Origin of the sequence: Providencia rustigianii (assembly GCF_900637755.1) — a bacterium.
GTDB classification, from domain to species: domain Bacteria; phylum Pseudomonadota; class Gammaproteobacteria; order Enterobacterales; family Enterobacteriaceae; genus Providencia; species Providencia rustigianii.
This window is the reverse complement of record NZ_LR134396.1, coordinates 1,301,815-1,314,462: the sequence shown is the minus strand read 5'-3', so window position 1 is coordinate 1,314,462 and position 12,648 is coordinate 1,301,815. Positions and strand designations below refer to the sequence as shown.

The following is a 12,648-nucleotide window of genomic DNA, read 5'->3' as shown; positions in this document are numbered from 1 at the left end:
ATCTAATGTTTATTAATGGGTATTTTTACTTATATCTGCCAGTAAACTTCTCCTTTCCATTCTAAATTTGTGTATCTACGGCTATTTATAAAAAATAAACAACTTAATTTCCTCAGATAAAACTGAAATTATCTTCTATTCTTTAAATTGTTCTGTACTATTTTAATTTAAACTTATTATCAAATTAATGTGTAAGAGATTATGGAATGAAAAAAACATATCTATTTCTTAATACTGGTTTTTTCTTCTGGCTTCTTACTTTGATAGCGTGGTTTTTTAGATATTCAACGGTTGCCATCATTGCGTTCATATCTTCAATCATCTGTTTAGCTTTATATTTCAATCATAAAAAGGTTAGCCACATGTTCAACAAAAAGCAAAGTAAGTCAGAACCCACCCCTACTATCAATAGAGAAGAAATCACATCCCAAGTAATAGAGGAAAAATCATTAGCATCAACGCCAGTGATTAGTGAAGACAAAACCAATACCGTTATTGCTCGCGATGTTATTTTTGAAGGAAATATTACCTCCAATGAACAAGTCCATATTTATGGAAAAGTAATAGGCAATATCGTAGGTAAAAATAACACAGTTAAAATTATGCAAAACGGCCATGTTACCGGCAATATAACTAGTAGTGAATTATTAGTTAACGGCAAAGTTGAAGGTGAGTGCCTGTCCGAAACCATTAATATAGATACTAATGGTGAAATATACGGAACCATCCGTTATTCGAGTCTATCGATTAAAAAAGGGGGAGTATTCTCCGGTCATGCAGAAGTAAAATCAGCCACCAAAACTAACGATAATATCACCGTATTTAAAGAAAAATTAAAATTGGATGAACACCTTCAAAACCTAACGCCAGATGTTGGTTCACTCTAATTTCGATAAAATATGCTTACTTAATAGAAACGCATTCATATTGATGAAGTAAAGGCGACATCAATGTCGCCTTTACTTTAAGACAAATTAGTATTGCTCAAACATTTCCTGGATTTTTTTCGGATCTTTAGTTTGAGTTAAGGCTAACTGAAGTAAAACTCGTGCTTTTTGTGGACTTAATCTTTCTGATGCGACAAAACCATATAAATTATCATCAACTTCTGCATTACGCGTTGTATAGCCAGTTGGTACTCGGCTTGAGCGCACCACAACAATATCGTCTTTAGCAGCATTGGCTAAAGAATCGAAAATAGTTTTATACATATTTCCGTTACCTACACCAGCACTCACGATCCCCTGCACACCTTCTTCACGTAATGCTTTAACTGGAGCAGCTGAAGCATTGGCATAATTATAAACAATACCGACCGCAGGCAATTTCTCTAACTTACTCACATCAAAAGCGGCTTTATCACTACGAGGTTGAGCCGCTTGATAGTAGGTCACTTTTCCATCATGAATAAACCCTTCCGCACCACCATTGACGGCATCGAACGCTTGAACTTCCGTGGTGCTCATTTTCATGACATTGCGACCTTGGATCACTTTGTCATTCATTGCCATCAATACGCCACGATCTCCAGCTGACTTGTCTGATGCTAAAATAACCGCGTTATACAGGTTAAGAGGGCCATCAGCCCCTAATGCAGTAGAAGGTCGCATTGCCCCCACCATCACAATCGGTTTTTTACAGGATGTAGTTAAGTCAAGGAAAAATGCAGTTTCTTCCATGGTATCAGTACCATGAGTGATCACAAATCCATCAGTTTTATTACAATCTTGGTTAATTTTTTTAGCTAAGGTCAACCAAACTTGGTCATTCATGTCTTGAGAGCCAATATTAACTAACTGCTCACCACTCAGATTTGCAATTTTTTTGGTCTCAGGAACTGCGTTTAACAACGAATCAATCCCAACTTTACCCGCTTGGTAGCTTGACCCCGTCGCCGATTCGCCACCACCAGCAATTGTTCCTCCCGTTGCCAATACAGTGATATTAGGCTGTGCAAATGCAGATACGGCAAACAGTGAAACCAGTGTCGCTAGTAGAGCTTTATTTCTGTTTTTCATCCTATTTTCCTTTAACTCAATAAATAGCCATTTTCTAATTTAAATAAACTCACGTTATTATGTGGATTTAATCTCAAAGTGTTGTGACCTACTTTGTCATTTTAATAAATTTTAATTTTCCACTATGACATTGTCTTGAATAAAAAGCGTGAGCAGTAAAGGAAAAGCCCGTATCATAGTCAATATCTGAAACATGCCATTTACAAGTGACTGACAATGAGCCAAACATTTATTCCCGGCAAAGATGCCGCTCTCGAAGACTCCATTAATGCATTCCAAACTAAGCTACAAAAGTTAGGTTTTGATATAGAAGAAGCCTCTTGGCTAAATCCTGTGCCAAATGTTTGGTCGGTTCATATTCGAGATAAAGAGTGCGCGTTATGTTTCACCAACGGTAAAGGTGCTAGCAAAAAAGCGGCATTAGCCTCAGCATTAGGTGAATATTTTGAGCGTTTATCCACAAACTATTTCTTTGCAGATTTTTATTTAGGTAAATCCATTGCTGAAGGTGATTTTGTTCATTACCCTGATGAGAAATGGTTCCCACTGCCTGAAGATGACAGCCTACCACAAGGCCTGTTAGATGAACGTCTAGTCAAATTTTACGATCCCGATAACGAGCTCGCTGCAAGTCAATTAATCGACTTACAATCGGGTAATGAAGAGCGCGGCATCTGCGCTTTACCATTTACTCGTCAATCTGATAATAGCACTGTGTATATACCAATGAATATTGTCGGTAATCTGTATGTTTCTAATGGTATGTCTGCTGGAAACACAGCGAATGAAGCTCGTGTTCAAGGGCTATCTGAAGTCTTTGAACGTTTCGTAAAAAACAAAATAATTGCTGAAAGTATTAGCCTACCAACTATTCCTGATGACGTAATGTCTCGTTATCCTGGCGTTGTTGAAGCTATCAATACACTGGAAAAAGAAGGCTTCCCAATTTTTTGTTACGATGCCTCTCTGGGTGGGCAATTTCCAGTAATTTGTGTGGTTCTATTTAACCCACAAAACGGAACCTGCTTCGCTTCCTTTGGCGCTCACCCTGACTTTGGTGTGGCATTAGAACGAACAGTCACTGAATTACTGCAAGGTCGTGGCCTGAAAGATTTAGATGTCTTCAACGCACCGACTTTCGATGATGAAGAAGTAGCAGAACATACTAACTTAGAAACTCACTTCATTGATTCAAGCGGTTTAGTTAGCTGGGATCTATTCAAAGATGACGCTGATTATCCATTCGTGGACTGGAGTTTTAAAGGCTCTACAACTGAAGAGTTTGCAACTCTGATTAGTATTTTCAATAAGCTAGATGCTGAAGTATATATTGCTGACTACAATCATCTGGGTGTCTATGCTTGTCGTATTTTAGTGCCGGGAATGTCTGATATTTATCCTGTTGAAGACCTGCACATTGCCAACAATGCCATGGGGGCTTATTTACGCGACACCATCATGAGCTTACCTGATAGCACATGGGAAAAAGCCGATTATCTGGCCCTGATTGAGCAATTAGATGATGATGGATTAGATGACTTCACCCGTGTACGCGAATTGCTAGGTTTGGCTGTAGGTAAAGATAATGGCTGGAGCAATCTACGCATTGGTGAATTAAAATCGATGTTAGCACTAGCTGGTGGTGATCTTGAGCAAGCTCTTGCGTGGGTAGAGTGGACTCAAGATTTTAATGGTTCGGCATTTACACCTGAACGAGCCAACTATTACCGTTGCCTACAAACACTACTGCTACTTTCCCTAGAAGAAGATAGAGATCCTGCGCAATATTACAATGCATTTGTTCGCATGTATGGCCAAGAAGCGGTCGATGCGGCATCAGCAGCGATTGCAGGTGAATCTTGTTTTTACGGCCTATGGTCAATTGATGAAAATTTAAAAGCTTTACCGGCTCATCAAGGGCTATTAGCTGCTTATGAAAAGCTGCAAAAAGCAAAACGAGCTAACGCATAAATATCTAAATACGATATTGGCCTTCGGGCCTTTATCTTTACTTAAGTAATATTTGATTTCAATCACATAATAATTGTCGAAATTAATTAACATTCCTCTGTATAAATTTACTTATTAGACGTGTTTAGCTGCTCTCTATAAAAAAAATTTATAAAATTTAAAAAATATTTTTATGATTAAAATCAATCAGTTATACCGATTTTTGACGTTTTTTGAGCTATTCAAACCCCATTCTCTTAACACTTCATGATCCACATCAAATTTATCAGAACGCCCGTTTGTTACTATAATTGCGTGCTATAATTAATCAACTTTGTAAGAGAGTGTTAGTATGAAAGCTGACAACCCTTTTAATTTATTATCTCCTGCTGTCATGGCGCAAGTTGCTGATGATGTAGGTGTTTATAAAACGAACAAACACCCAGCTATTACCTACTTGTCAGCATTCACTGCTGGTATCTTTATCTCTATCGCTTTCGTTTTCTATATCACTGCAACAACAGGTGCAGCAAGTGCTCCTTACGGTTTCACTAAACTGATTGGCGGTATCTGCTTCTCCCTTGGATTAATGTTAGTTGTTGTATGCGGTGCTGACTTATTTACATCCACTGTTCTTACCATCGTATCTAAAGCAACGGGCAAAATCACTTGGGGAAAAATGTTCCTAAACTGGTTTAACGTCTATATAGGTAACTTAATCGGTGCGTTATTTTTTGTTTTCATTATTTGGTTTGCTGGACAATACGCTGCTGCAAACGGTCAGTGGGGTCTAAATGTTCTACAAACAGCTAACTATAAATTGCACCATACCTTTGTTGAGGCTGTGTTTTTAGGTATCTTAGCTAACCTGATGGTATGCCTAGCCGTTTGGATGAGTTATGCAGGTCGTAGCTTAACTGACAAACTGGTAGTATTGATTCTGCCAATCGCAATGTTTGTCGCTAGCGGCTTTGAACATAGCATTGCAAATATGTTTATGATCCCTCTAGCTATCATGATTAAAGAATTCGCCCCTGTTGAATTTTGGTCAAATATCAACATGGCACCAGAACAATTTTCTAACTTAACCGTTGGGAATTTTATTACCGAAAATTTAATACCAGTAACTATCGGAAATATTATTGGCGGCGCAGTGTTAGTCGGCCTGATTTACTGGTTAATGCATCTACGTAGTAGTGATCAGCATTAATCTCTCTTGATTAATGGCTATCGCGATTACAAGTACACAAAGATTTATTAAGATCCCTCAAAGATCCATTGTTAAAAGGTAAAAGTATCATGTCCGAATTAAATGAAAAATTCGCTTTAGCATGGCAAGGTTTTAACCACGGTGACTGGCAGAATAACGTCAACGTCCGTGACTTTATCCAAAAAAACTACACTCCATATGAAGGTGATGAATCTTTCTTAGCAGGCTCTACTCCAGCGACTGATAAGCTGTGGGAAAAAGTCATGGAAGGGATCAAAATCGAAAACCGCACTCATGCGCCTGTTGATTTTGACACAGATGTGGCTTCTACCATCACTTCCCATGATGCTGGTTACATTAGCAAAGAATTAGAAACGGTTGTTGGTTTACAAACTGATGCGCCTCTGAAACGTGGTCTTATCCCGTTCGGTGGTATCAAAATGGTTGAAAGTTCATGTAAAGCTTACGATCGTGCTTTAGATCCAAGTCTGAAAAAAATCTTCACTGACTACCGTAAAACTCATAACCAAGGTGTTTTCGATGTTTATACTCCAGACATCTTAAAATGCCGTAAATCAGGTATCTTAACGGGTTTACCTGATGCCTATGGTCGTGGTCGTATCATCGGTGACTACCGTCGTGTTGCACTGTACGGTATTGATTTCCTGATGAAAGACAAATTCAACCAATTCACTTCTCTGCAAGAAAGATTAGAGAAAGGTGAAGACCTGCAAATGACCATCCAACTGCGCGAAGAGATTGCTGAACAGCACCGCGCTCTGGGTCAAATTAAAGAGATGGCTGCTAAATACGGCTACGATATCTCTGGTCCTGCAACCAACGCTCAAGAAGCCGTTCAGTGGACTTACTTCGGTTATTTAGCCGCTGTTAAATCTCAAAACGGTGCTGCAATGTCATTTGGTCGTGTATCTACGTTCTTAGACGTATACATCCAACGTGATATGGAAGAAGGCAAACTGACTGAAGAACAAGCGCAAGAGCTGATTGACCACTTAGTCATGAAACTGCGTATGGTACGTTTCTTACGTACTCCAGAATACGATGAGCTGTTCTCTGGTGACCCAATTTGGGCAACTGAATCACTGGCAGGTATGGGTCTTGATGGCCGTACTCTGGTAACTAAAAATACGTTCCGTTTCCTGAACACACTGTATACCATGGGCCCATCTCCAGAGCCTAACATGACTATCCTGTGGTCAGAAAAACTGCCTATGAACTTTAAAAAGTTCGCAGCAAAAGTTTCTATCGATACGTCTTCTGTGCAGTATGAAAATGATGACTTAATGCGCCCAGACTTCAACAACGATGACTATGCTATCGCTTGTTGTGTAAGCCCAATGATTGTTGGTAAACAAATGCAGTTCTTCGGTGCTCGCGCTAACTTAGCGAAAACCATGCTGTATACCATCAATGGTGGTATTGATGAAAAACTGAAAATGCAAGTTGGTCCTAAACATGCACCAATCCTGGACGAAGTTCTCGATTTCGATACAGTGATGAATCGTATGGACCAATTCATGGACTGGTTAGCGACTCAGTATGTCACTGCACTGAACTGCATCCACTTCATGCATGACAAATACAGCTATGAAGCTGCATTGATGGCTCTGCATGACCGTGATGTTTATCGTACAATGGCATGTGGTATCGCGGGTCTATCTGTTGCTGCTGACTCACTGTCTGCAATCAAATACGCGAAAGTTAAACCTATTCGTGACGAAGATGGTATCGCTATCGACTTCGAAATCGAAGGTGAATACCCACAATTCGGTAACAACGACCCACGCGTTGATGATATCGCTTGTGACTTAGTAGAACGTTTCATGAAGAAAATTCAGAAACTGCCTACTTACCGTAACGCGGTTCCGACTCAGTCAGTTCTGACCATCACTTCTAACGTTGTGTATGGTAAGAAAACAGGTAACACTCCAGATGGTCGTCGTGCAGGCGCACCATTCGGACCAGGTGCAAACCCAATGCACGGTCGTGACCAGAAAGGTGCTGTTGCATCACTGACTTCAGTCGCTAAACTGCCATTTGCTTACGCGAAAGATGGTATTTCTTATACCTTCTCTATCGTACCAAATGCATTAGGTAAAGATGATGAAGTTCGTAAAACTAACTTAGCAGGTCTGATGGATGGTTACTTCCATCACGAGTCTTCTATCGAAGGCGGTCAGCACCTGAACGTGAACGTTATGAACCGTGAAATGCTGCTAGATGCAATGGAAAACCCAGAGAAATATCCACAGCTGACCATCCGTGTATCTGGTTATGCAGTGCGCTTTAACTCTCTGACTAAAGAACAGCAACAAGACGTTATTACTCGTACTTTCACTAGTACTCTGTAATAATTAGCTAAGACTATAAAGTAAAATAAATTAGAGGCCCCTCCACTTGGGGCCTTTCTAGCTTAGTTAATAAGAAACTATAGCCCAGCAATTAATGGGTTATATCCTAAATAACGTAAGTCGTAGATAATCGGCAAGTGAAGATATCGGGGGTTAATATACTGAAGTATATACCCAAGTAACTCAATGTCTCCTACAGCTGAAAGTATGATGGATATTTTGGAGTACCTGCTATGTCAACCGAACAAATCATACCAATGACTGAAATTTCAACAACTTCGCCACCGGCAACATTTGGGCGAATTCACTCTTTTGAATCCTGTGGTACCGTCGATGGCCCGGGAATTCGCTTTATTGTCTTTTTTCAAGGCTGCTTAATGCGTTGCTTGTATTGCCATAATCGCGATACTTGGGATACTCATACCGGTAAGATGGTCACCGTTGATGAATTAATGAAGGAAGCGGTCACTTATCGCCATTTTATGAATGCAACTGGTGGCGGTGTTACTGCATCTGGTGGTGAAGCCATTTTACAGGCTGAATTTGTGCGTGATTGGTTCCGTGCTTGCCAGAAAGAGAATATCCATACCTGTTTAGATACTAACGGATTTGTACGTCGTTATGATCCCGTGATTGATGAACTGATGGAAGTCACCGATTTAGTCATGTTAGATCTGAAACAGCTGGATGACGAAATTCACCAAAAACTGGTTGGTGTTTCTAATCATCGTACCTTAGAATTTGCACGTTACCTTGCCAAACGTAACCAAAAAACATGGATCCGTTATGTGGTTGTTCCGGGCTGGAGCGATGATGACCACTCTGTTCATATGCTAGGTGAATTCGTTAAAGATATGAATAATATCGAAAAAATTGAGCTTCTACCTTACCATGAGCTGGGTAAGCATAAATGGGAAACCATGGGTGAAGAATATAAACTTGATGGTGTAAAACCACCGTCAAAAGACGTCATGGAACGTGTGAAAAATATTCTAGAAAGCTACGGTAAAAAAGTTATTTATTGATGATAAAAAGGCTCTATTTCAAATAGGGCCTTTTATTACCCGCAATATATTGCCCCTATTCTAAAAAATAGAAATTTATTCAATGCTAATCCTATTTAGCTCTATAAATTCCCTCACAGTTTTGATTATCTTAAAATTGAATCAAATAACTTAATAATACTTAACCAGAATAGTCTGCTTTAATATAAATATGTTTCTATGCATAATGCAGGGTATAAGGTTGGTTACTACAAACATAACTCCAATACTTATCTATAATAAAATATTGCTAACTCATCACTACAAATAGGTTTATTTCTACCATGAATAATGAAAACTTTAGCGCGGAAAATAACACTACCCCGCCAATGAATGCACAAACTCCTTCTGATACCCTCGTATTTAACCCAGAACCTCGTTCAGCAGATGCAGGTGATGGTGTTAATTGGATCAGTCAAGCATGGTCTCTGATTAAAGAAAAATTAGGTATGTGGATCCTGATTAATATTGTGCTATTTGCCATTATTATTGTTATTTCAATGATCCCATTCGTGAATTTACTGCTCACGTTTATTACTCCAATCTTCGTTGGCGGAATTATTGCTATCTGTGAAAACCAACGTAAAACCGGACAAGCTGAGCTAGGTCTGCTATTTGCAGGCTTTCAGCAGAAATTCGGCGCTCTATTCGCAGTAGGTGCGGTTAACTTTGCTGCTAATCTAGTGGGTATGATACTGGCATTCTTAGTCGCAGGCTCTGCGCTATTTAATTTAGCAATGCAAGCTAATCAATACGGTGGCGCATCTGATGCCGCAATTTTAGCCTCTAGTGGCTCTATTATGTTCGCAACAATTATCATGGCAATTGCGGGTTTGGTCGGTACGGCATTAACCTGGTTTGCTCCTGCATTGGTCATGAACCATGACTTTAAAGTGGGGGCTGCTATTTCTGCTAGCCTGCAAGCGGTGAAGAAAAACCTGTTACCGGGAATTTTATTCTTTATCATCATGGCAATTTTAATCATTGTCTCAGTGATCCCATTCGGCTTAGGCTTATTAATCTCAATGCCAATTATGTACGCGACTTACTACAGCTCGTATCGTAGTCTGTTCTTCTCTGAAGCAAAACAGTCTCAAACAAATTCGCTGATCCAGTAAGATATAATCTGATGCCTAGATAAATTCAAGGTATTGGCTCCACAATCGAGAATCATGAACGATGAGCGGGAAATTAACTTTCCCGCTTTTTTATTGCTATTTTTCAATAGCTTTAATACAAAAAAGCCGCCACTGCGAACAGGGACGGCTTTCAATAAAGAGCTTAATATCGGTTAACCGATATACTCTAATCCATTCATATATGGACGTAATACTTCTGGCACTTGAATACGACCATCTGCTTGCTGGTAGTTTTCCAGCACAGCGACTAAAGTACGGCCTACCGCTAAACCAGAACCATTCAATGTATGAACCAGTTGGGTTTTCTTGTCACTCTTACCACGGAAACGCGCTTGCATACGGCGAGCTTGGAAGTCCCACATATTTGAGCAAGAAGAGATTTCACGGTATGTATTTTGTGCAGGTAACCAAACTTCTAAATCATAGGTTTTGCGTGAACCAAACCCGATGTCACCTGTGCACAGGATCACTTTACGGTATGGTAGTTCCAGTAATTGCAGAACTTTTTCTGCATGACCCGTTAATTCTTCCAGTGCTTCCATTGATTTTTCTGGGTGCACAATCTGCACTAATTCGACTTTATCAAATTGGTGCATACGGATCAGACCACGAGTATCACGACCGTAAGAACCGGCTTCAGAACGGAAACATGGTGTATGTGCCGTCATTTTTAGTGGAAGAGCATCTTCATCTAAAATTTCGTCACGAACCAAGTTAGTCACTGGAACTTCTGCCGTTGGGATCAGTGCATAAGTGCTACTATCCGCTTCTTCTTCCAATGGTTTAGTGTGGAATAAGTCTTCACCAAATTTAGGTAATTGGCCTGTCCCATATAGTGTATCGTGGTTCACTAAATAAGGAACATACAGCTCTTGGTAACCATGCTTTTCAGTGTGTAAATCCAGCATAAATTGAGCCAATGCACGATGCATACGCGCAATTTGACCTTTCATTACAACAAAGCGAGCACCTGTTAGTTTCACCGCTGCTGGGAAGTCTAAACCACCTGCTAATTCACCTAAACTAACGTGATCTTTTACTTCGAAATCGTATTGACGAGGCTCACCCCAACGCGCAACTTCTACGTTGTCAGAATCGTCTTTACCGTCTGGAACCTGATCATCAGGAATATTCGGGATACTCAACGCAATATCACGGATTTCTTGTTGAAGCTTCTCTAACTCTGCTTTAGCAGTATCCAATTTTTCGCCTAATTGGTTCACTTCCAAGCGTAATGGCTCAATATCTTCACCACGCGCTTTGGCAGCACCAATCGTTTTCGATCGCGAGTTACGGTCTGCTTGCAGGGTCTCAGTTTCAACTTGTAAAACTTTGCGGCGCTCTTCTAATTCACGCAGCTTTTCCACATCAAGGGTAAAACCCCTGCGAGCCAGTTTTGTAGCAACCGCGTCTAGCTCCGTACGCAGTAAATTTGGATCGAGCATGCTTATCCTGTGATTTTGTTAGTAAATAATGGGACCTGATATAATGCGCTCCGGCATTATATATAAATTATTTTTGCTTTATAACCTTACCCCATTGCCCAGTTTAGCGATAGCGTTTTGTTACGCTAATTTGATCCTGTTGGGCTAACCAGTCGAGTTTTTCGGCAATTTTAGTTTCTAATCCGCGAGAAGTCGGATAGTAATAGCGGGTCGTCTTCATCGGCTCTGGGAAATAGTTTTCACCGGCAGCATAAGCATTAGCTTCATCATGAGCATAGCGATACTCTTTCCCCACACCTAATTCTTTCATCAGTTTTGTTGGCGCATTTCTTAAATGTTCAGGGACATCATAATCAGGTTGCATCTGAGCATCTTTGATTGCCGCTTTATATGCGGTATAGACGGCATTACTTTTCGGTGCACAAGCTAAATAGACTATCGCTTGAGCAATCGCCCTCTCACCTTCCGCAGGACCTACCCGAGTAAAACAGTCCCATGCGGAAATCGCGACCTGCATGGCTCGCGGATCGGCATTACCAACATCTTCAGAGGCAATGGCTAATAAACGGCGCGCCACATACAAAGGATCACCACCTGCGGTAATAATTCTTGCATACCAATACAGCGCAGCATCTGGAGCAGAGCCTCGCACCGATTTATGAAGCGCCGATATTAAATCGTAATAGCGATCACCTTTATTATCGAAACGAACCGCCCGTTCCCCGCTAACTTCTTTGAGTAAATCAGAGGTTAAAACTCGTTGACCTTGGCTATCAGCTTCAGCCATGTCCGCCATCATTTCCAGCAGATTTAACGAGCGTCGAGCATCACCATTGACTAACTGAGCAATCATCTTTCGGGTGCTATCAGGTAGGATAATGTTTTGCCCACCTAATCCACGGGTGCTATCACTCAATGCTTGAAGTAAAACCTCTTCAATTTCACTCTCATCCAATGATTTCAATAAATAAACTCGCGCACGCGATAGCAATGCTGAATTGAGTTCAAAAGAGGGGTTTTCTGTCGTCGCACCGATAAAGGTAATCGTGCCATCTTCAATATGAGGTAAAAATGCATCTTGCTGGCTTTTATTAAAGCGGTGAACCTCATCCACAAACAAAATAGTTCTGCGCCCTGCACTGAGATTTTGGCGTGCTTTCTCAATAGACTCTCGGATCTCTTTTATGCCTGAAGTGACCGCTGAAAGGCGTTCAATATCAGCTTGTGCATAGTGCCCAATAATTTCAGCTAACGTCGTTTTACCGGTTCCCGGTGGTCCCCATAGGATCATCGAGTGTAAATGACCGGCCTTAATTGCTCGAGGCAAAGGTTTACCTTGAGCAAGTAAATGCTTTTGGCCGATATATTGTTCAAGAGACTCTGGCCGCATACGCGCGGCCAGAGGTTGGAATTCATTTTGTGAAAAATCGAGAGAGAGGTTTCCCACTATGTCCCCTTTTACTGCCTATTC

The 12,648-nt window shown here is 40.6% G+C and carries 9 protein-coding genes; 6 read left to right on the top strand and 3 right to left on the bottom strand.

The window, feature by feature from the left end:
- Positions 1–206: 206 nt before the first annotated feature.
- Positions 207–887, top strand: a complete 681-nt coding sequence (locus tag EL244_RS05920) for a bactofilin family protein (RefSeq protein ID WP_112836457.1) — start codon at positions 207–209, stop codon at positions 885–887.
- An 87-nt stretch (positions 888–974) separates the two neighbouring features.
- Here the strand turns inward: EL244_RS05920 and ansB are convergent, their stop codons facing one another.
- Positions 975–2,018 carry an L-asparaginase 2 gene (gene ansB / locus EL244_RS05915; protein WP_006813597.1) on the bottom strand — a complete coding sequence of 348 codons (1,044 nt, stop codon included), beginning with the start codon at positions 2,016–2,018 and terminating at the stop codon, positions 975–977.
- A 216-nt stretch (positions 2,019–2,234) separates the two neighbouring features.
- On the opposite strand from ansB, the gene ycaO reads away from it, so the two are divergent.
- The 5 genes from ycaO (at position 2,235) to EL244_RS05890 (ending at position 9,711) form a co-directional block, all read left to right on the top strand.
- Positions 2,235–3,989 (top strand): 30S ribosomal protein S12 methylthiotransferase accessory factor YcaO, encoded by a 1,755-nt coding sequence (gene ycaO / locus EL244_RS05910; RefSeq protein ID WP_112836453.1) that lies wholly within the window; start codon positions 2,235–2,237, stop codon positions 3,987–3,989.
- A 331-nt stretch (positions 3,990–4,320) separates the two neighbouring features.
- Positions 4,321–5,178 carry a formate transporter FocA gene (gene focA, locus EL244_RS05905; RefSeq protein ID WP_006813599.1) on the top strand — a complete coding sequence of 286 codons (858 nt, stop codon included), beginning with the start codon at positions 4,321–4,323 and terminating at the stop codon, positions 5,176–5,178.
- Positions 5,179–5,267: 89 nt separating this feature from the next.
- On the top strand, positions 5,268–7,550 hold the full coding sequence (gene pflB, locus EL244_RS05900; protein WP_006813600.1) for a formate C-acetyltransferase: 2,283 nt from the start codon (positions 5,268–5,270) through the stop codon (positions 7,548–7,550).
- A 257-nt stretch (positions 7,551–7,807) separates the two neighbouring features.
- Entirely contained in the window at positions 7,808–8,575 is a 768-nt protein-coding gene (pflA, locus tag EL244_RS05895; RefSeq protein ID WP_050767605.1) for a pyruvate formate lyase 1-activating protein, read from the top strand.
- Positions 8,576–8,877: 302 nt separating this feature from the next.
- Entirely contained in the window at positions 8,878–9,711 is an 834-nt protein-coding gene (locus tag EL244_RS05890) for a BPSS1780 family membrane protein (protein ID WP_126459459.1), read from the top strand.
- Between the two features lie 173 nt (positions 9,712–9,884).
- On the opposite strand, the gene serS is transcribed toward EL244_RS05890, so the two are convergent.
- Together serS and EL244_RS05880 are read right to left on the bottom strand one after the other, a co-directional pair.
- Positions 9,885–11,177 carry a serine--tRNA ligase gene (gene serS, locus EL244_RS05885; protein WP_006813603.1) on the bottom strand — a complete coding sequence of 431 codons (1,293 nt, stop codon included), beginning with the start codon at positions 11,175–11,177 and terminating at the stop codon, positions 9,885–9,887.
- Between the two features lie 103 nt (positions 11,178–11,280).
- Positions 11,281–12,624, bottom strand: a complete 1,344-nt coding sequence (locus tag EL244_RS05880) for a replication-associated recombination protein A (protein ID WP_126459456.1) — start codon at positions 12,622–12,624, stop codon at positions 11,281–11,283.
- Positions 12,625–12,648: the final 24 nt, after the last annotated feature.